This window comes from Nocardia brasiliensis IFM 10847, from assembly GCF_000710915.1.
In the GTDB taxonomy this organism is placed as follows: Bacteria; Actinomycetota; Actinomycetes; order Mycobacteriales; family Mycobacteriaceae; genus Nocardia; species Nocardia brasiliensis_A.
In genome coordinates, this window is sequence record NZ_BAUA01000019.1 from 18,004 (window position 1) to 37,017 (window position 19,014).

Annotated in this window: 21 protein-coding genes; 9 read left to right on the forward strand and 12 right to left on the reverse strand. The window is 62.7% G+C overall.

Translation table 11 applies throughout. The features are described 5' to 3' along the window. Positions 1-241: 241 nt before the first annotated feature. The 4 genes from NBRGI_RS04090 (at position 242) to NBRGI_RS04105 (ending at position 2,247) form a co-directional block, all read left to right on the forward strand. Complete coding sequence (locus NBRGI_RS04090; RefSeq protein WP_029892910.1) at positions 242-790, forward strand: hypothetical protein; 549 nt, start codon at positions 242-244, stop codon at positions 788-790. A gap of 131 nt (positions 791-921) precedes the next feature. Then, a complete protein-coding gene (locus NBRGI_RS04095) occupies positions 922-1,161 on the forward strand; it encodes a hypothetical protein (protein WP_158439771.1) in 240 nt (79 codons plus the stop codon). 268 nt (positions 1,162-1,429) lie between these two features. After that, positions 1,430-1,744, forward strand: a complete 315-nt coding sequence (locus NBRGI_RS04100) for a hypothetical protein (protein ID WP_148310686.1) — start codon at positions 1,430-1,432, stop codon at positions 1,742-1,744. Positions 1,745-1,992: 248 nt separating this feature from the next. Beyond that, positions 1,993-2,247, forward strand: a complete 255-nt coding sequence (locus tag NBRGI_RS04105; RefSeq protein WP_029892913.1) for a hypothetical protein — start codon at positions 1,993-1,995, stop codon at positions 2,245-2,247. Between the two features lie 488 nt (positions 2,248-2,735). On the opposite strand, the gene NBRGI_RS47190 is transcribed toward NBRGI_RS04105, so the two are convergent. The 7 genes from NBRGI_RS47190 to NBRGI_RS47195 all read right to left on the reverse strand — a co-directional run bounded on the left by NBRGI_RS47190 (position 2,736) and on the right by NBRGI_RS47195 (position 10,366). After that, entirely contained in the window at positions 2,736-3,161 is a 426-nt protein-coding gene (locus tag NBRGI_RS47190; RefSeq protein ID WP_148310687.1) for a hypothetical protein, read from the reverse strand. A 576-nt stretch (positions 3,162-3,737) separates the two neighbouring features. After that, positions 3,738-4,802 (reverse strand): DUF4192 domain-containing protein, encoded by a 1,065-nt coding sequence (locus NBRGI_RS04120; protein WP_029892914.1) that lies wholly within the window; start codon positions 4,800-4,802, stop codon positions 3,738-3,740. A 661-nt stretch (positions 4,803-5,463) separates the two neighbouring features. Then, a complete protein-coding gene (locus tag NBRGI_RS04130; RefSeq protein ID WP_029892915.1) occupies positions 5,464-6,894 on the reverse strand; it encodes a hypothetical protein in 1,431 nt (476 codons plus the stop codon). Further along, positions 6,891-7,502: a hypothetical protein gene (locus NBRGI_RS04135; protein ID WP_029892916.1), complete on the reverse strand. Its 612-nt coding sequence runs from the start codon at positions 7,500-7,502 to the stop codon at positions 6,891-6,893. Before NBRGI_RS04135 ends, NBRGI_RS04130 begins: the two co-directional genes overlap by 4 nt. Before the next feature lie 757 nt (positions 7,503-8,259). Then, entirely contained in the window at positions 8,260-8,703 is a 444-nt protein-coding gene (locus NBRGI_RS04145; RefSeq protein WP_148310688.1) for a hypothetical protein, read from the reverse strand. A gap of 492 nt (positions 8,704-9,195) precedes the next feature. Beyond that, a complete protein-coding gene (locus NBRGI_RS04150) occupies positions 9,196-9,531 on the reverse strand; it encodes a hypothetical protein (RefSeq protein WP_029892918.1) in 336 nt (111 codons plus the stop codon). A gap of 229 nt (positions 9,532-9,760) precedes the next feature. Beyond that, positions 9,761-10,366 (reverse strand): hypothetical protein, encoded by a 606-nt coding sequence (locus NBRGI_RS47195; RefSeq protein WP_148310689.1) that lies wholly within the window; start codon positions 10,364-10,366, stop codon positions 9,761-9,763. 397 nt (positions 10,367-10,763) lie between these two features. Between NBRGI_RS47195 and NBRGI_RS04155 the strand changes: the two genes are divergently transcribed. Further along, complete coding sequence (locus NBRGI_RS04155) at positions 10,764-11,630, forward strand: glycosyltransferase family 2 protein (protein ID WP_036557383.1); 867 nt, start codon at positions 10,764-10,766, stop codon at positions 11,628-11,630. A gap of 1 nt (position 11,631) precedes the next feature. Here NBRGI_RS04155 and NBRGI_RS04160 read toward each other — a convergent pair whose 3' ends face one another. From NBRGI_RS04160 to NBRGI_RS44950, 4 genes are read right to left on the reverse strand one after another with little or no spacing between them, the layout of a single operon-like run. Continuing rightward, positions 11,632-12,417 (reverse strand): class I SAM-dependent methyltransferase, encoded by a 786-nt coding sequence (locus NBRGI_RS04160; RefSeq protein WP_158439773.1) that lies wholly within the window; start codon positions 12,415-12,417, stop codon positions 11,632-11,634. After that, a complete protein-coding gene (locus NBRGI_RS04165) occupies positions 12,414-13,358 on the reverse strand; it encodes a dTDP-glucose 4,6-dehydratase (protein WP_029892921.1) in 945 nt (314 codons plus the stop codon). The genes NBRGI_RS04160 and NBRGI_RS04165 overlap by 4 nt, the downstream gene beginning before the upstream one ends. Further along, on the reverse strand, positions 13,355-14,575 hold the full coding sequence (locus NBRGI_RS04170; protein ID WP_029892922.1) for a radical SAM protein: 1,221 nt from the start codon (positions 14,573-14,575) through the stop codon (positions 13,355-13,357). The genes NBRGI_RS04165 and NBRGI_RS04170 overlap by 4 nt, the downstream gene beginning before the upstream one ends. After that, positions 14,509-15,345, reverse strand: a complete 837-nt coding sequence (locus NBRGI_RS44950) for a sugar phosphate nucleotidyltransferase (RefSeq protein WP_051727491.1) — start codon at positions 15,343-15,345, stop codon at positions 14,509-14,511. The genes NBRGI_RS04170 and NBRGI_RS44950 overlap by 67 nt, the downstream gene beginning before the upstream one ends. A gap of 422 nt (positions 15,346-15,767) precedes the next feature. Between NBRGI_RS44950 and NBRGI_RS43385 the strand changes: the two genes are divergently transcribed. The 4 genes from NBRGI_RS43385 (at position 15,768) to NBRGI_RS04195 (ending at position 18,314) form a co-directional block, all read left to right on the forward strand. After that, complete coding sequence (locus NBRGI_RS43385; RefSeq protein ID WP_051727492.1) at positions 15,768-17,015, forward strand: hypothetical protein; 1,248 nt, start codon at positions 15,768-15,770, stop codon at positions 17,013-17,015. 18 nt (positions 17,016-17,033) lie between these two features. Next, positions 17,034-17,408: a hypothetical protein gene (locus NBRGI_RS04185; RefSeq protein WP_029892925.1), complete on the forward strand. Its 375-nt coding sequence runs from the start codon at positions 17,034-17,036 to the stop codon at positions 17,406-17,408. A 70-nt stretch (positions 17,409-17,478) separates the two neighbouring features. Further along, the gene (locus NBRGI_RS04190; protein WP_029892926.1) at positions 17,479-17,694 is read left to right on the forward strand and encodes a hypothetical protein; all 216 of its coding nucleotides are present in this window, start codon (positions 17,479-17,481) and stop codon (positions 17,692-17,694) included. A 329-nt stretch (positions 17,695-18,023) separates the two neighbouring features. Further along, positions 18,024-18,314, forward strand: coding sequence for a hypothetical protein (locus tag NBRGI_RS04195; RefSeq protein WP_029892927.1), 291 nt, complete (start codon positions 18,024-18,026; stop codon positions 18,312-18,314). A gap of 178 nt (positions 18,315-18,492) precedes the next feature. On the opposite strand, the gene NBRGI_RS04200 is transcribed toward NBRGI_RS04195, so the two are convergent. Next, positions 18,493-19,014, reverse strand: a 522-nt coding sequence (locus NBRGI_RS04200; RefSeq protein ID WP_029892928.1) for a DUF1173 family protein, incomplete at its 5' end; no start/stop codon positions are given.

Sequence of the window (19,014 nt, forward strand, 5' to 3'; positions counted from 1 at the left end):
TTGCTTGACCGAAGAACGGCGACCCGGGCCCGCGGCGGACGCCGTTTCTTGTTCGGACGCCTTCTTACATCGTTGCCTCGGAACGCACGAAAATGCCGATGTGCGTGCGTTGTCCCAGGCGCTGGGCGGTATACGCCGATGGCCCGGCGTACGAGGTCAACGTGTGGGATCCTTGCACGGTTGCTCGCATCAGATGCCCTGTGCGACAACACATGTGACCGCCCGACTGGAGGAGTGAATCATGACTGAGAACGCGGATGTGTCCAGTGAGACGCCGCCCCAACGCGAGTCCCCCGCCGCGATCGCGGCCCGCGATTCGTTGCTGTACTCCATCGCAAATGAGGCTAAGCAGGTCTCCAAGTCCCAGGCGGGCAATGCGTCTGCGGCGTTGGTCGAGCTTGCCCGCGCTTACGCGTTGACCACCGCACGCCTACTGGTGGCTTCGGGACAGGTAATCGAGGTACTCGACGATGAGTTTGAAGGTGGCAAGTCTTTCCAGACGGCTCCTGGACTGGTAATTCTCGCTCGTCGCGGCCGCTACAGCGAACACCTTGACGGGATCACTGATGTCGCATCGATGGTTTGGACCGCGTCCCCCGCCGTGACGGCGGCCCGCGATGAGTTGTTGTACGCGATCGGCAGGGAGGCCGTGATCGTCGCCAAAGACCAGGCGGGTAGTGCGTCTGCGGCATTGGTAGCGCTGGCCCGCGCCTGCGCTCTGGTGTCCGCCGCGACAGTTGTCACACCCTCCAGCCGTAACCAAGCCACGCTCATCGTCACCCCGGCTTGAAAAGGCGCGGACCCTTCACCGCAACAACAACTCAAAAGGCGCACGAGCAGAGCGTGACCCGGTGACGCGCAAACGATTTCGCTTCGCAGTGACCTTGATCGAAAGAATCGAATATGACAGATAATGTGGACGTGTCTAACTCCGATGGTCCGGAGGTCGAACCCTCCGCCGCAACCGTGGCCCGCGATCAGTTGTTGTATGCCATCGCAAACGAGGTTAAGTACGTATCCAAGGATCAGGCGGGCAATGCGTCTGCGGCGCTGGTAGAGCTGGCCCGCGCCTACGCCCTAGTGACCAAGACATCTAGACGTGTCGAGTTCCTCTTTGATGTGGACGGTACGTTATCGGCAAATCCGGTCGCGCTGAGATAAGCGGGCCAGGCCTCCGGCTTCTGGGCATCTACAGTTCCCGCACGTACCTGTACGCCCGCTCTATGCCGCTTACAAGGCTGTTCGGACCGGCCGGGCGGCGGCCGACCGAACGCACTGATCTGCCGATGTGCGTGCGTTGTCCCAGGCGCTGGGCGGTCTATGCCGATGGCCCGACATGCGAGGTCAGCTCGTGCGATCCTTGCACGGTTGCTCGCATCAGATGTCCTGTGCGAGAGCGTATGTGGCCGACTTGATGGAGGAGTGGATTATGACGGAGAACCCGGACGTTGCTAGCGAAACGTTGCCTGAAGCTGAGCCCACTGCGGCCACCGTGGCCCGCGATCAGTTGTTGTACGCCATCGCAAACGAGGTTAAGTACGTATCCAGGGATCAGGCAGGCAACGCGTCTACGGCACTGGTGGAACTTGCCCGCGCCTACGCCTTGACCGTTACCGGCAACGCGCGCGGCACCCAAATCGCAGGCCCCGTCCCACGGGAAGACGCAGAACTCTGGGCGAAGCTCGCCCGCGCTCACATCCAATACTCCTTCGCGACCACCACATTCGTCCTTAGTGACGTGTGAACGCACGCAAATGCCGCGTACCGCGCTGACCGGACCGGCCAGCGCGGTAGCTCTGAAGATCAACGGGTAGAGCGCAGTACGTCCGCCAGCAGTGCGCGCTCATGCCGATTTCCGTACATCTGTTGCCAGTTCTCGACGGACAGGGGGCGCGTAGATCGGTTGGGCCTCAGTGGTTTTCGGTGGGAATCCTGCGGGCGTGGGATGATCTTCTCTGGTCGGTACCGAGCTGACCAGGAGGAGGAACTGCCATGTCTGACGAGCAAGCCGTACCCAATAACGGAACCGACATCGGGTCCCCTGCCGCGATCGCGGCCCGCGATGAGTTGCTTTGGGCCATCGCAAGAGAGGTTGAGCAGGTCTCTAAGTCCCAGGCGGGTAGCGCGTCTGCGGCGTTGGTCGAGCTTGCCCGTGCCTACGCCCTAGCGACCAAGACGTCTGAACGTGCCCTGTTCCTCTTTGATGCGGACGGTACGTTGCAGCCATCGCGGTCGCGCTTTGAATAGGCGGCCTGGCCTCCTGATCCTTTGGCATCACTGAGTCGAGGGGGTTGATTCTTCCGCAAATGTCCGGAAATCAGCGTAAGACGTTCTAGATCGCGCTCACTCGCGCTGACTTAAGTGAGGGCGAGTGAGCGGTAATGCCGCATATCGCTCGGGTGGGATGTGTAACGTACCCCAGGATGTTCGTGTGAGGGTGGAGTATGCCGACCTATTCGTCAGGTTGGGATATCTCGCGTTACCAGCACGGCATCGAAGTGACTCTCCTTCCAGATAACCGAGCTGCGGGCGGGCCGGCACGCGCACGACATCGGCAGGCCGACAGAACCTCGGAATCGCCACCGGTAGTGGTGGGGGTGACGCCCACGCCGTGGTGGGAAACGACGGCGGTGCAACGGCTTACCGTTACCGGATCGATCGAGAAGAACGGGAGCCCGGACCGAAGACATCACTGTCAGGTCAGAGGCATTGAAGTCGTTGCCCCACAGCGAACCTCAGCGGCGCCTGTCGATACGGTCGGCGATATCGAGCACCCATGCCGCATGAGCGTCGAGGCACTTGATGAGTCTGACGTCGAGCAAGCCGAGACGGTACCGCGCATCATGGGCGAGCACCCAAGGGGAAAGCTTGGTGATCCACAGCGGCCACACCAGGACCGAGCATTCACTGCAACGACCCAACCGCCACCACACACCACGCTGACCGTATTCGGCGCCAGGATAGGTGATGCGGCCATCGCGGCAACGGACGACCTTGGCGAATCGTGGTCCGCCACCATTCCATCCCGGGCAACGCCAGAACTTGTCGTAGCAAGGCCGGGAGAACCGCCACCAGCGAGAGCGAGGGTGAATCCGCCGGCCGACCGGGGCGTGGGCCGTGACGGCATCGTGAGAGGCCGAGGGATCAGCGGGGTCGGTCACGGGAACCTCCGTCAAAGGGGATGGGCTGTGGTCGTGGATCGATGTCGTCGTGCGTGGCGCAGCGACATCGTGATCGGCGAACGAGACCTAGGGCTGTTCGAAGACGTCGCTGCGGGGATCGAAGCGCGCGATGACCTCGGGGTCTGCGGCGTCGAAGCGGCGGACGAGCTCGGCCATCGCGTCGTGGAAGAGCTGTTCCAGCACCGAGTGCTCGCAGCCTCGGGGCCCAGCGAGGGTAGCGATGGAAAGGCGTTTCGGCGGAATCCAGTGTGTTCCAGACTGCGTACACGAGCCGATGAATGGGACGAGATCGGCTCGGTAGCAGTCGTACTGGCGGCAGAACCAGACGACCAGCTCGACACCGGGCTGGCCCATTGCCTCCCTAGGGCAGGGAAGCTGCCAGCACGCGGTCTTGCGGTGAACGCTGCCGAGGTCGAGAACTGGTGTGGCGTGTGGCCCGCGAGGGGTGGTGCTGTCTGGATCGGCCGAGGTCGGCATCGGTGTCCCTTTCATTGTTGGGGCGATTGATCGATGTGGCGTCGGGGCAACGGGCCGGCGCCGCGCTGCTGTCGTGGTTCAGCCGTCGAGGCGTGCGAGGTCGATCCCGAGGTCCGCCGCGGCCGCGACGCCGAATCGGGTCCAGGCGGGCATCGTGGCGGCCGGTATTGCTCGGTCGAGTGCGGCCAGCAACAGCCGCGCGGTGAGGTGGCTGGGATTCGCGTCCAGCGCGGCGTGCACACAGACGCGGGCCAGCACGCCGTCACCACGCAGATAGGCGCTGTAGCCGAGCAGCGCTGCGGGCGCGGCGCGTTCGGGCCCGGCCAGAGCCCTCAGCAACAGCATCCAGAGCTGCTCGGCCTGCACCCGATACTCACTGCCCGCAGTGGCGTGTAAACAGTCCAGGACCATCTGCTCGGACAACACCATCGCCAACTCAGCGAACTGCCCCGGCGTCAAATCCTCACCGGCCGCGACATCGGCGATACAGAACAGCACTTGCAACAACCCCCGGCGGTCGTGGCTACGCCAAGAGTCCTGCGCCGCTGCGCGTTCCCGCGCGCGCTGCGCTCGCTCGCGCGCTGCAGGCATCCAGCACTCGACCTCGGCGGCCAGCCGCGGATGCGGGGACACCGCATCGAGCAGCGCCTGTCTGGACGGGTAGGTGGTGTGACCGTCAGCGTCGCGGTCGCAGGCCGCGGCTGTCCGTCCTGGGTCGGGAAGAACACCCCGATCGGCGGTGTCGGTGAATGACCACCAGGACGCACCGGCAGTGATTGCCGTGGTCATCCACAGATGGGTCAGCGGGGCGCAGGCACGGTCGAGACCGGCCGCGAGGGTGGCAATCAGCATCGTGAGTCCGGAATCCAGTGGCGTGCACGAGATCGAGTCGCTCAGACGGTCATCGACAACGATCGCCAGCGTGCAGGTGGCACCGACCTGGCGTGCGGCAGCACACACACGCACGACCATCGAAGCGGCCGGGTCGGTCAGCGCGAAGGACGCGACCGCGCTGCGGCCCAGGTCTCGGTCCTCACAACCGGTATTGAACAGCACGAGCACAATCCGACGTCGGGGGTCGTAACCGAGCGTGGCCGGCATCGATGCGATCAACGCGCCGGGATCGAATCGTGGAGACGACATAGGTAACCAACTCCTTCCACAGGCCAGCGATGACATTTCAGGGCGAACATGGGCGGGGTTGTGACACAACAGCTTTCGGGCGATGCGTCACAGGAGTTCGCTGCACTCGGGTCATGCCGCGTCTCAGGGCGAGTAGAAGTCGTGGGCAGCTCGTTCCAAGGCGGCGAGCCGGGCGTCGGCATGGCCGTGCCAACGCGTTTCGAAGCCGGATCGCTGTTTGGGCCGGACCGAATCCGGTGCCGCGACGAAGAATTCCTCCAACACCCATCGGAAGTCGCACCAGACGGGAGGAGCTGATTGGGGCGGCGCGGTGACACGGGCCGGTCGCGTTAGAGGTCTCTGACGAATCTTATTGATTTACGGGGGCTTTGACGTGCGCGTGGCCACCGTCGACGACTGGAAGTTGGCGAGGGTTCCAGTCCATGACGCCTTCAGCAAATTCATCGAACTGGTACGGCAGGATTTGAAGCTGCCGCCAGTTCCGGTCAGCTACCTCGACCACTACCCACCACCTCAGGTAGCGACGCAAGACGGACGGCAAGCTGACCGCACTGCTTAGTCTGCATCGACGCGGGCGCGGTATATTCTTCAGAATTCGCCCGCAATTCTCACTGCGGCAGCCTGACATCATCTAAATATCTACCTTTGGCAGGCAAGATGCTCAGTCGTCACTCCAACCTTCTGTCGCGGCCGGCAGCTCCGACAGAAGTTCATACTGTTGCTCACTCGACATATCCAAAAGCGTGAACCACGCAGCTATCAACAAATCCCGCACCGGGAACATTGCCTTCGTCTTGCCGAATGCCACGTTGTCAACGAAGTCCAAATGAAGTCGCTTGCCGCCGCGCAGATTGACGATCGCCGACGATACAGCCGCCGTCAACCCAAGCATGCGTCCAATCTCACTCAACGCTGTATCTGATGTGAGGTCGGCGTCTTCGCGCGAAGAATAGCTTAACGTTCCTTGACGGTTGTCCGACTCTACCTGCACCAGCGGGAGTTGAGCTGCTTTGCAGCGTTCAACCACCTTGTTAATAGTTGGCATTACCTCCGGTTCGTCGTATATATCATCACCTGTGCCGGGCGCGGATGCGAGCCAACTCTGAAAGCCGCCACCCCTCAGCGACAAAATACCGTTGTCGACTTGCCACATATAAGGATCGCTAGCCTGGTCGGATCGCACAGTTCGTCGGACGGTGCATTGACGGCTGCGGAGATTCTTCAGTGCGTATGGAACTAGCAGCTGCAGAGCAGGCTGTTGCCCAACAAGGTGAAGCCCTGTAAATGAGTCCACATCGACGCTACCTCCGACGCGGGTCCAGAACTCTTCTGATTCTGCTGACACCATGCGTATGAGCTCGTACAGCAACGGTGCCGGAAGCTTGTCACCAAGTGATGTGACCCCGCCGGGAAACTCCATTACAGACGCCCCACTACTAACCCAGGCCGCCTCTAGGAGATGCGAAAACTGGGTGGCAGACGCAGGATTAAGCAGCTGCTCAACGGTCGCAAGGGCTTGAAGTGTCAGCTCTCGATCAGCCAGAAGCGCACCCTGGAAGCCCGACTCGATGACTTCGGCCGACCTCGTAGCTGTGTCATCTTCTATGAGGCCCTGGCCACCCCGTACTACGTACGATGAGATCAGCTGCCCGGTCTGTCGAGTGCTCGCGATGCCGCGGAACTTCCGGATTGCCGGAATGCTGCTGACTAGCGAGTGAGACCGTGTCGCTGCCTCGTCGAGAGCCTGCGCCTCGGGGGCTTCAACGCCATCGGCGTGGGAAGCCGACTCCAGATCACTCAAGTACAGGAAGACTGGTTCCTTATCGCGGAGAGAAGTGACGTCCTCCTGCAGCTCGTCCAAATAGGATGAAGACCTCAGATAGACAAACCGGTGATCTCGGCTGCTGCGTTTCGGCCACTCCAGGACGAAATCGGGCAAGTACGAGTGGTTGAAGTTGGGCATGGTGATAACTCGCGTGTCCGGATCAGCTTCAGTCAAGGCGTCCACGGCGATGCGCTTCAAGTCCCGGATTGAGTCTGATGAATCAGACAGGGAGCCCGCCATCTCGATCACTTCTTGCTCGTTAGTCATTTGCCTGCCCACCCGTTCCTGATAATATCCTGCTCAATAATGCTGTGGTGGTTTGCGGTCAAGACCAGGTGCTCTATCTGCTTCTCGGATAGCACGAGCATCCACAGACGCTCCGAGACCGCGCAAACAATTTCTTGAGAAATCACTGCGATCGGGTCTTCACCTTCGCAAAAGTTGACATCGGGATTATCCAGAACCGACTTTCGAACCTTCTCTTTGGAAGCCAGCTGATCCCACGTCGTGACATTGAACGGAGCGTAGGTTATCCAAAAGAAGTTGTCGCCAAGAAGGTGGTTGGTGGCAGCCGCTCTGTAACAGTGGGCAAGAAACGCCGAGTAATGATTTCCTTGGTCGGATGAGTCTTTATAGTTTTTACACTCCGCCAAAAACGTCTGGCCATCGATATCCTCTCCCCTGAGGTACCCGCCAAGGTCGAACGAGAAGTCTTTGCTCTGCCCGACAGGGCGGGCCTTGTCCAGCGTTAACTTTGGAATCGCAACTTTGTCAGGATTGACCCAGGTGACGTTGACCCGCGTCGAGCGCTCCAGCCACTTTTTCGCCAGTCGCGCTCCCTCGCGGCCCTTTTCCTGCGATGCCTCGCCCGACACTCGTCACCTTTCCGAACATGATACAAAGATACCTGTCGGTTCGTTCTCTGTTGCAGCTGTCCAATTAGCGGAAGGCACCCCGCCCCCTCACCTGTATTGTGTCACGGCCAACCAGGATTCGAAGCAGGGCGAGAGCGAGCCTAGGCCGTCCTAGCCAGGGAGTACTGCACTTCCGGACGGCAGCAACCCATCTGTTACATCGCCTGGAATTTCAACCGTTGGCGGTCCGCCACGACTTTGAGACCCTACATCTGACCCGGTCGTCGTCGGCGAGTACGAGCCGCCTGATGTCGGTCGGCCGCTGATGGACCCCGGGCTTCGGCTCCTCGACAAGGGCGCGGTTGGGGTCGCCATCAACGCCAACTTCGACGACACGGAACACGCTGACGCCGCCTTGACCTAAGCGGACCTTGGAGCCATTTCCGGTCGTCGTGCTGCCGTCACCATGATCGGTTCGCTTGACAGATATGGAACCTGTTCTCGCGGAGGGTTGCCGTACTGCCAGTTGCCCCACGACTGGCAGCATGGCGTGTCTCGCAATGAGTGACGAACGGGACACGCCGTGCGGTCGCCCGCTACTTCCGGTTCCGGAATATCCGAAGTTGGCGGCACGCGGAAAAGTGATCGACGGCTCGGTCAGCCACACTCGAGTGTGCTCGCCGTCATCGTCCGGAGAGACGCCAAGGTGGCGACCGAGTTCTGTGAGGAGCTGCGATGCCGCCGCGCGAGTGCCGCGATAGATCGTCTCGACCGAACGTCACGCCGTCGCGGGACGGCTATAGCAGCGCCGCACCCGATACACCGCCCACCCGCAGCGATCGAGTGCAGCCGCCGCGAGCGCCAGGACATGGTCGGCGCCATCGCGGCGCAGCCGATCCGCCAACGACTTGCCAGGCCCGAACAGCCCGGAATTGCGATTCAGCGCAAGGGCGACGTACTCGTCGACCAGATGCTCGAACGCCTCGGCCGGCGCCGCGATATACCGTTCGAGCTGCTCAGGCCAGCTGGGCACCGACACGAAACAGCATTGGCGGCAACACGATTTCGGCCACCACACACCGAACAGCCCGAACAGATAGCCTTGGCAGTGGGCCCGGGACCAGCCTGCCTCGTGCAACGGGTAGATCGGGCGGCGCTGCCCGCCCATCGTGACCGAGGAATCCTTTCCGATCCGACCGGACTCATCGGCGTTGAACCCCACCGCATGCAAACCTGATCGCCCGCTCCCGCAGCAGCGTCTGATCGTCGAAAAGTGAAGGGAGAGGGAATAATCCATCACACTGTCGGAGCATCGGGAACTCCTCTCGGCAGGCAGGCGGCGGTGGGGGATCTGTCACCGGCTTTATTGGGTAGGTGTGGCGAGATCTATCCCGAGTGCGGTGGCGGCCTGAAAATCGCGGTGGGCGAGAAGGCGGATCCTTTCCGGGCGTCCACCGATGGCGAGGGATTGTTCGAGCGGCAGGGCATGGGGGTGGTGCGGGTCTGCGGTCCGTGCTACCGGCCAGGAGACCGTCGCCGTGGGTGTAGGCGCTGTAGGCGAGCAAGGTGGCGGCGGCAGCACGGTCCCGACTCGGACGTTCGGCCTACTCGTCAGGAAGGGCGGCGGCCCGTGGGTCGGTATCCTGGTGGACGGGAGAATCAGGTGGACGGGACGATGAGGAGTTCCGCCATGCCGAATTCAGGACCGCGGCCGTCACCACGTCCAGCCCGCCACTCCGAGGTGCCCGACCGTATGAAACGAAACCGCGAGCGGGTGGAACAACGTCGGGCTCGCGCTCGGCAACGTGAGAGGGCCATCACCACAGCGGTGAAGCGATACGTCGCAGCCTGGGTTGCCATCGAGGAGTGCGAGAGCAAACGCGACCGCGACCTCGAGACCTACCGCCAGCAGATCCAGCAGCTGAAAACCCGCGCAGACGAGGAACTTGCTCGATACCGCGCCGAGCAAGCCGCGGCCGCCGCCGTCCTTCGCGAAGAAGGTCAAACCGACGACGACGTCGCCGAGCTGCTGGAAATCACGCCTCGGCAAGCACGGCAACTGATCTCGGCCGCTCGGACTACTACCAACGAGAGTGGATCTCCTGACAGCAGCGTCGACCACGCGAGACGCAAAGTTCCTCTCGGAGGTGCCTCGGGTGAGCCAGCGTCCGAGTCGAGCGGTCGGGCTGACCCTGGCGACGGGCGGTAAGTGACCTCTGACCACCGAAATCTCGGCTTTGCGTGCTCTGCCGGAGGCCGCTATCCGGCAGGCAGGTACCTCACGTGTTGACGTAGCCCCCGGCGTTCCATACGTGCCAGCGAAAATGCTCGGGCAGGAGCGCTTGCTGTGCGGGGATGTTCGGGGCTGGAGATATGGGCCAAAACGCTACGCCGCATGGATGGCAGTACAAGCCTGAACTCCATACTGGATAGGCAGCATTGCGGCCTCGGATGACTCTGCTGTTGAAGCGATTTCTGCCGATCACAACGCAGAGGATAAGGATCGATGGCATAGCCAAGATGCCGAGCACGAATGCTGCGGCGAAGAGTGTGGGAGCCAGGCCGACCGGGTCCGGCTGTTGGATGCCCAGTGCCAGTATGGGTATCGCGAGGAGATCTGGGAGCAGCAGCACCAGTGCGATAGCGATGAGCCGTCCTACGGGGCGCAGGGCGGGTGCGGGCGAGAGGCTTTGGGCCAATGCCGTCGTGTGTGTGCGCTGGACGGTCGTTGTGCCCATGATCGGCACCAAGCCAGCCGAGGTGACTCCTACGCCGGTGGTGAAGTTGGTGCCGTAGCTGGTTGATACCCCTTCGGCGTGTGCCGCAGGCACACGCTGGACTCCGTGATCACGCCCGCAACTGGGGCAGGTCATGTCGATCTCCATACGAGCACCCCAATCCCCAGCAGCGGGCTGGTTCGGATCATGCGTGGTGTTGGCGGGATTCCGAGATACGAAGCGGCGGCTCTTGGTGATATGAAACACCTTTCACCGGTACGTGTCGAGGGACTGTGCGAGTTCTTCCGCCAGAATGTGTGTGCACTAGGGCTCCTTGCTCGGCGCAAATCGGTGATTTGCCAGGGCGGACTTGAGATGACGTGCACGGCGCCCGGCTGAGGATATTGGCGGACCAGTCGTGGCCGGCACCTCATCGCCCGTCTGCATCAAGAGGCAGAACGACTTGACGCTTGCCGGCTTGATAACGCCCGCGAGTTCGACCTCGGCCCAGCCGACTGGCGCATCCGTCTGCCTTCGTTGTCGGTGGCCTGCTAGGTTCGCGGGCATGCCCGCACGTGATGAGAAGTCGGTCGGTCTTGTCCTGGTCACTTATGGCAGCAGTGAGGATCTTCCGCCGTTCCTGGAATCGCTGCCGTCTTCGGTTGAGCCGCTGTCACTGCGGGTCGTTGCGGTCGATAACGCGTCGACTGATGACGGGCCCGAGATCTGCGAGGCGTTCGGGGCGACGGTCATCCGGAACCGGGTCAATGTCGGTTTGACTCGTGCGATCAATCAGGGTGCCCGGGAGTTGGACACTGAGTGGTTGTTGATTGCGAATCCGGACACGCGGATGACGCCGGGGGCGATCGCGGCGTTGGTCGAGACGGCGCGTTCTGATGACCGGATCGGGGTGATCGGTCCACGGGTGTCGCGGTTGGATGGTTCTGCGTATCCGACCGGTCGCCGGTTCCCCTCGATCGGTATCGGGATCGCTCATGCCCTGCTGGGTTCGGTGTGGCCCGCTAATCCCGCGACCCGCGCTTACTTCGGCAATCCGGTGACCGCGGTGAGTGATGTCGACTGGATCTCGGGTTGCTTCATGCTGTTTCGGCGGGAGGCGTTCGATGCCGTCGGTGGCTATGACGAGCGCTACTTCATGTATTTCGAAGAAACTAAGATCGCGCTGGACTTGCACCGCGCCGGGTGGCGAGTGGTCCTCGACCCTGACGTAGAAATCTTGCACCGCGAGGGAGGCAGTACGCGGCATGCACCGTTCCGGAAGGTGCGTAACCATCATCGCAGCGCGTTGCGGTTCTACATCGACTACAACCGGCGCAGTCCGTGGATCGTGCTGACGCCTCTGGTAGCGCTCGGGTTGGTGGGGCGTGGGGCGGTGTCGGTGTTGCGGACCGCGTTGGCGCGCGGGCGTTGACTCACGGGTTGTCGGCGCAGACCGCGACAGCGACTCGTTTGGGTTCGATGATGTAGCCGTCACTGTGGTTTTCGCGTGCCCACTGGTTGATCTGCTGGAGGATCGTCTCCTGCTCGGCTGCGGTGGGGGTGTGGTCCCAGGTGGGGATGTTGGCGGCGAAGTAGTCGGCGTATTCGTCGACCGGTATGCGCAGTTCGCCGTCTAGGAAGTCGACGCTGAGCACATGCCAGTGCAGGGCGAGTGTCTGTTCGAGGTTCTCGGCGTTGACATGGGTGGTGGTGAACTCGGGTTCGCCCCAACCGAATTCGTCGTGGATTCGGCACCGGTACCGGTAGGTGTGCGGGTAGGCGTAGAGCGAGTTGGCGGTGGCTACGTACATCCCGTGGTGGCGAAGTACCCGTCGTGCCTCGTTCATCGCGGCTGGTAGGTCGCCGAGGTGGCTCAGGGTGTGCAGGCAGGTGATGATGTCGAAGGTGTCGTCGGGGAAGGGCAGGTATTCGGCGTCGCCTGCGGCGTAGCGCTTGCTGGGGGTGTCGGGGATCGGCGGGCGCACGAGGTCGAGGCCGGAGAGCCGGCCGCGGTGCCCGAGGGCTGCGATGTGCTCGAGTAGATGTCCTGTGCCGCAGCCGATGTCGAGCAGGGCGAGTTCGTTCGGCAGGCCGCAGCGGGTGGTGATCGCGGCGTGCAGGTCGATCGGGATGCTGCTGTAGCGGGTGTGGATGTCGATCTTCGCGGCGAGGACGCTGCCGTCGTGGTAGGCGGCGCGGAATGCGTTCTTGTCTTTCACGGTCGCCACCATCCTTGGTGTGTGGTCATCCAAGTCACGGTGTCTGCGAGGCCGTCATCGAACGTTGTCGCGGGTTTCCAGCCGAGTTCGCGGCGAGCCTTGCTCGTATCTGTCCAGTAGCGGTGGTCGTGGCCGGGCCGGTCGGCGACGAAGCTGGTGGCGTCCTCAACAGCGATGCCCAGGTGTTCGGCGATGCGGCCGACGACCTCCAGCGTGGTCAGTTCGTGGTCTCCTCCGATCAGGTACGACTCGCCTGCGGCGCCGTGATCGAGTGCGGCGAGAAGCCCTGCGGCAGCGTCGGTGACGTGCAGCCAGGTGCGGGATTGCTGCCCGTTGCCGTATATCTGGGCGGGTTCGCCCCGGAGCAGCCGCACCACGGTGGCGGGGATGAGCTTTTCGGGATATTGCCAGCGACCGAAGAGGTTGCTGAAGTGACAGATCGTGGCGTCGAGGTCGTGAGTGGTGGTGTAGGCGCGTACGAGATGGTCCGCGGCAGCCTTGGTGGCGGCGTAGGGGTTGCGTGGCCGGTACGGCGTAGCCTCGGTGAATGGTTCATCGCTCGCTTCGCCGAATACCTCGTCGGTAGAGGCGTGCATTAGCCGTCGGCCGCCGAGAGCTCTCAGCGCGCGCAGCAGCACCGCCGTGCCGGTGATGTTGGTTTCGACGAACAGTGCGTCCTCGGCGATGGACGCATCGACGAATGTTTCTGCGGCAAGGTGGATCACGACTTCGCACTCGGTCACGAGTTCGGTGACCAATCCGGTGTCGAGCACGGTTCCTTCGACCACGGTGACTCGCTGCGAGGCCGGGAGAGCTCGCGGTATCGCGGTGTGGCGACAGTTGTCGAGCACGGTCACGGCCGTGACCCGGCGCTGGCGCAGGAGCTGCTCGACAACGTGCACCCCGAGGAATCCGGCGCCGCCGGTGACCAGCACTCTCATGCGGCGACCTTCGCCAATTCCTGAGTCAGCGAGCGGTTCTCGCCGTCGGTGAGCACGTGCACTTCGTGACTGTGGGTGTTGAACAGCAACGTGAAACCCTCTTCCTCGCGGATTCGGAACTGGTCTGGTGTCTCGCGGATTCGGCCGGCGAGATCATCGAGTCCGATGCCCAGTGGCGTGGGCACGGGGACATCGGCGACGAAGGTCTGCGGGGTTTGTGTGGCATCCTCGCCGTTTTCGGTGGCGTTGATGTCGTCCAGGTCGGCGAGGATCAGCCCGGCGTTGGCATCAAGGCGAAATTTGCGAGCGACTTCTTCAGCTCGGGTGAACGCCGAAACCTGCTGGATTGGTTCCTCGAGGATCTGGGACAGCTTTTGGTGGCGGAGGTTGCCGATGGTTTCGGGCGTGCGCCAGGTGCGGCCCCACGCGCGGATCTGGGTACGCACCTCGCCGTCGGGGCGCACGATGCGGTGCCAGCCCTTCCAGTTCTCGGTGAACTGGTGGATGCCCATGGTGCGAGTTGCTAGTGGGTGCACAAGTTCGTCGTTGAACAGCACCGCGATCTCGGGGACCTCGGTGGCGATCTGCTCGACCATCCGATGCACGTCGGCGAACTGCTGGGCGTCCAGGCCGCGATAGTCGGTGATCGCGTGCCCGGCGGTGCATACCGGTGTCAGGTGGTGGGCGCGCACGCCCAGCTCAGCCAGCTGGTATGTCAGTTCCGGCCAGCGCGTGTGGTTGGTCGCGTCGACGACGGAGATGACCGCGATGTTTTCGTGCACATTGCGCAGTTCGCGGATACCTCGCAGTGTCCGTTCGTAGCTTCCTTGCCCGCGGTTACGGTCGTGCCGCTCACCGAGCCCGTCGAGACTGACACAGATCCGTGACAGGTTCGCCGACTCCACAGTGCGAAGCAGTTTCGGTGGTGTCGCCAAGGCATTGGTGATCAGCAGCAGACTCGAAAATTTCAGGCGCGGTGATTGTTCGAGCATCGGTATCAGGCCGGGCCACATCGTGGGCTCTCCACCGGTGATGGTGATCTCGAAGATTCGATGCCGATCGGCGGCCTCGAGGATGTCGGGGACGAGGGCTGGATCGATTTCGGGTCCGCGGTAGTCGGGGCCGGATGAGGAGTGGCAGTACCAGCAACTCAGCTGGCAACGCCTCGTGGTGTCGAGGTTGAGCCGAACTGGCGCGGACGGGTGGGTGAGGTCCATGACGGGGGCTCCTGAATTTCGGACGTCGGGTGGTTGAAACCTCGCCGGAGGGCGAACAGTTCGGCCTCGCGGAGAAACGCGGGAGAGACGGCGGCGTCGAACCAGCGCCCGGTCAGCCGGTCGAAGCGCAACTCACCTGCGCGCATGAAGCCGCGCACGGCGTCCATCGCTTCGCGTTCGCCGCGTGCGTTCGGATCGACGTGCTGGACCGACCGGAACAGGGCATCGGTCTCGAACAACATCAATCCGGCGCAGACGATATTTGTCGTGGCGTGTACGGGTTTGTCGGTGATTGCCCTGACGCGGCCGTCGTCGATGGCGACAGTGCTGAAGTGCTGTGGGGTGGCTGATTCGGCGACAGTGATCATGGCCGGAGCAGGATCTGCGACAAAGCGTTGCACCGTTTCGGCCGGCGTGAACTCGAACAGGTTGTCGCCCCACAACGTGGCGACGTAGGGAAGCTGGACGGAGTCAGCGCAGCGCTGCAACGCATCAGCGGTCCCCAGAGGATGAGGCTGAACCACGTAGTCGATCGAGACTTCCGGTGCGACGCGATCGAAGAGTCGGCGGAAATGTTCGATGTCGCCAGGCCCGGCGACCGCGCTGAGCCTCTCGATACCACAGCACATCAGCAATTCCAGGCCGTAGTCGGCCAGCGGGCGGCCACCGACCGGGATCAGATGCTTGTTACCGACAACAGCCGGACGCATCCGGCTCCCGCTGCCACCGAGCAGCAAGATCCCGTGTAACAGAGGCTGTTTCAGCACCATCTTCTTATCTCCTCCTCGAGCACAGGCACCATCTGGGGCGCACGTGTGAGTGCGCGGCGTTCGAGCGCGGAGCCCGAACCGACCCTCGGGAACCCAGCGACCACCTGGCGAGTTGCAGGCGCGGCAACGACACGCCCCATCCGCGCCGCGACTTCGTGCCGTTGCCGTCGAGTGCTGGTGTGGCACTTGCGATTAATGTGGCATTGCGTCGTTGCGGTCCTTCAACGGTCGCAGTCGCCAGGCTGTTGCGGAAGGGTCGTTAGTGGGTCTTGCAGGGGTACCGAGGGGGTACGCTTCTCGCACAAACTGGTACAGGGGTGAGTACCGCTATGTGTGTGCAACTTTCGTGGACAGGACTCGAGGTGCGTGCCTTACGCGACGCACTGCGTGAAACACGTCGCGGGTTCTGCCGGATCACAGGCGTGCACTTCGACACTCTGCGCAAATGGGAGCGCCGTGGTGGCACGCTGACGCTACGAGCGGTGAACGCGGCGATCATGGACACGACGCTGGCACGGGTGAGCGACGATCAACGACAACGGTTCCATCTGCGGTGCGCTGAACTGCGACAAACCAACGACAGTGCCGCAGCACCGGCCACACCGCCTAAGCTCGACCTCGACGATCCTGATCGACACTCCACACCGTGCTACTCCATGGAGATCTACGACGTGAACCGCCGCGAGCTGCTGAGACTGCTGAGCATCTCCAGCGCGACGCTGGTCGCACCACCGATGGATTGGGACCGAATCCTGGCAGCGACCGGCGGTTCCAGCCGCGTCGATACCGCGACAACCTCCGAGTACGCACACATCAATCACACACTGTGGGAACGCTATTCGACAGCGGTAACCAAGGCCGAGACCTTCCCCGCCGTGCGCGAGCACCTCGACGCCGTGCTCAGCGCGCTGCGCCGACCTCATGACGAATCCGTGCGACGCTCGCTGCACGCAATCGCCAGTGAGATTCTCCAGCTCGCCGGCGAGATCCTCCTGGACAACGCTGACTTCGCGACCGCATCGCACTGCTACACCGCCGCTGCCGCATTCAGCAAAGAGGCAGGCGCGATGGACCTGTGGGCGTGCGCGATGACCCGACACGCCTACATCAGCCTCTTCGACCGCGCGTTCGCAACCGCGGTCCCGTTGCTCGAATCGGCGCGAGAACTCGCCCGCCGAGGAGACCCGAGCGTGACCACGCGGTACTGGGTCGACTCGGTACTCGCCCAAGCCTTCGCCGGCCTCGGCCAAGCGCAGGACTGCGAACGCGCCACCGACGCCGCGCGAGCCGCACTCGATATAGCTGGTACAAGCGATACCGGCTGGTTGCGGTTCGATGGATCACGCCTCGACGAAGAGCTCGGCGCCTGCTACGTACAGCTCGGACGTCCCGACAAGGCTGAACCCCTCCTGTTGTCGGTTCTCGACCGCCCCCTCTCGACCCGACGTCGGGCAAGCGTCCTGATCGATCTCGCCGCCGCCGGTGCGCTGCGCCGCGACCCGCTCCAACTCGTCACCTACGGCAACGCCGCACTCGATATCGCACGCCGAACCCACTCCGGGTACCTCGGGCGCCGACTCGAACTCCTACGCAGACACATCGAGCCAGTCCAACACGATCAGCACGTCCATCACCTCAGTCAACAAATCACAGCCCTCCAACTGCGCTGAATCAACCAAGGAGACACCGTGCACGACACCGACCGCGGACGCATCTTCCGCAGCGCCTGGATCGCTGGCGTCATCAAGCACTACCCAGGCGAACCCAAACCCGGCTACATCGCACCCTGGGAACAGATGCCAGAGTGGGAACAAGCCAGCGCCACAGCGGTTTACACACAAGTCGCGGCATTCATCGAAGCCACCGACGGATCGACCAGCAAACTCACCCGCGAACAACGCGGACGCTTCGTAGCCCTCTGCTGGATCGGGCAAATCTACAAGCACTTTCCCGACCCGAAACCCTCCTACGTCGCAGACTGGAACCAGCTCCCAGACTGGCAGCAACAAGTCGACGCCGACATCTTCGACGCCGTCGAAACCTCATTGGCCACCAAGAACTAGCCAGGTCGCAGGATGCTTAGCTTCCCGGATTCCGCCCACTCCGGCATCGGGGGCGACGATGATGGACCGTATGAATGACGCGCAATCGCGAAAGTTCGCCTCATACAGGGACATTCCCGAGGACATCGACCTGGTCAGTGATAACGGCGGCGACACGTGGGGGCGCAACGGTCAGATCGCGGACGTGGATGGCTGGCCGGAGAACAACTACTTCGCACCGTTCACCCAAGCCTGCGCCACAACGACCGGACACGCGAGCATCGCGGTAGAGGGACAGAACCCCTGATCGGCGGCCGTCGCCGGACTCGCGGATTGAGCGCGGCGTGAGTGGAGTCCACGGGGGTCGTTGCCAAGGCCTCCAAGGTTTCGCAGTACCGCTGTCGCGGCTGCCGAGGACGAGTTGCACGCGCCCGCAGCGTCCGTGTGGCTCGTGTTCTTATCGGCGTGACGAGGCCAGCGTTCATTCGGCAAGTCAGTTGGCGGGGATAGAGTGGTCGGCGAACTGAACTCAGAGCTTCGGCCACGCTGCCAAGATCGGTAGTCTGGGAATTGATATCGGTTACCGTCCGATCCACCTGGTGTCCCCGGATTCGACCACGAAACGGATGTTGGCCCATGCCCCGCCTGCCTCGCATCACCCGACAGCACGCCGCAGCACTGCTACTCAGAAACCCGGACAGCACCCTGCTCGCCCTTGACGACGGGCACCTGGCAGTGCTGGACGCCGGAGAGTTCATCAACCGCGGGCGCGGGCGAATCATTCTCACCGGCAGCGAACTCCTTGACGCAGGAGCCGAACTTACCAGCACCGGCACCCGGCGCCTCTCCAATGGCAGCGGACCGATCGTGGACGCGATCCTAGAGTCCATCAACCGAGACCTCGATACCGAAAATGACGTGTCATGAACACAGAAAGGCACGTGACCTGCGGAAACCAGTTCGGTGGAGATCTGACAACACCGTTATGGTCACGAAGCTGCTCAGCACCGGTTAGTGCCGGGATTCGAACCACCCAAGCCTACGAAATTCACGCCCAGGTGGCTGCCACGATTCGCGCCCATAACCCGATGGGGTGAGGAACCGGTCAGCCAGGCACGCGTCCAAGCGCTGGCATCGGTTCGGTCACCGTCCATTCGATCAACCGCGCCGCAGTCTGCTGGTAGTGCGCGAGCTTCTCAGCCTTTCGTCGTTCGTAGTCGACTCGACCGAATAGGCCCCACACCTCCACGTAGGTAGCGGCTTCATCGGTCAGCACGAAGTCCGGAAAGACCGCTGAGGTCACCGCATGATCTGCCGCCGCATCAAAAGTCAGCGGTTTGACAAAGCTGCGGCCCGCGGCGGTGAGCGCATCTGCCATCTGCACCTCATACGACGAATCCCCTGGGATATAGCCACGATTGGTCAGCATGACCGCAGCGTCGACCGCCGTGGCGAAACCTCCCTGAGATCGCTCGACATAGAACAACACGACCCGGCGGCCGCGCACTCTTTCCGCGGCGTCGGAGAAGGCGTTGCGGTAGGAGCGGCGTAATTGGGCGTCGAGGCGCTCGTCGACGTACACCTGCCGCTTCGGATTCTGCTGTGCGAGCTGGTAGCGCAGGCCATA

What these genes read in the sequence shown, in the direction of transcription:
- NBRGI_RS44950 (WP_051727491.1), bottom strand. Translation starts at nt 15,345, where the DNA reads ATGGTGCTGAAACAGCCTCTGTTACACGGGATCTTGCTGCTCGGTGGC.
- NBRGI_RS04105 (WP_029892913.1), top strand. Translation starts at nt 1,993, where the DNA reads ATGTCTGACGAGCAAGCCGTACCCAATAACGGAACCGACATCGGGTCC.
- NBRGI_RS04130 (WP_029892915.1), bottom strand. Translation starts at nt 6,894, where the DNA reads ATGACTAACGAGCAAGAAGTGATCGAGATGGCGGGCTCCCTGTCTGAT.
- NBRGI_RS47195 (WP_148310689.1), bottom strand. Translation starts at nt 10,366, where the DNA reads ATGGAGATCGACATGACCTGCCCCAGTTGCGGGCGTGATCACGGAGTC.
- NBRGI_RS04100 (WP_148310686.1), top strand. Translation starts at nt 1,430, where the DNA reads ATGACGGAGAACCCGGACGTTGCTAGCGAAACGTTGCCTGAAGCTGAG.
- NBRGI_RS04190 (WP_029892926.1), top strand. Translation starts at nt 17,479, where the DNA reads ATGAATGACGCGCAATCGCGAAAGTTCGCCTCATACAGGGACATTCCC.
- NBRGI_RS04090 (WP_029892910.1), top strand. Translation starts at nt 242, where the DNA reads ATGACTGAGAACGCGGATGTGTCCAGTGAGACGCCGCCCCAACGCGAG.
- NBRGI_RS04195 (WP_029892927.1), top strand. Translation starts at nt 18,024, where the DNA reads ATGCCCCGCCTGCCTCGCATCACCCGACAGCACGCCGCAGCACTGCTA.
- NBRGI_RS04170 (WP_029892922.1), bottom strand. Translation starts at nt 14,575, where the DNA reads ATGGACCTCACCCACCCGTCCGCGCCAGTTCGGCTCAACCTCGACACC.
- NBRGI_RS04155 (WP_036557383.1), top strand. Translation starts at nt 10,764, where the DNA reads ATGCCCGCACGTGATGAGAAGTCGGTCGGTCTTGTCCTGGTCACTTAT.
- NBRGI_RS04120 (WP_029892914.1), bottom strand. Translation starts at nt 4,802, where the DNA reads ATGTCGTCTCCACGATTCGATCCCGGCGCGTTGATCGCATCGATGCCG.
- NBRGI_RS04165 (WP_029892921.1), bottom strand. Translation starts at nt 13,358, where the DNA reads ATGAGAGTGCTGGTCACCGGCGGCGCCGGATTCCTCGGGGTGCACGTT.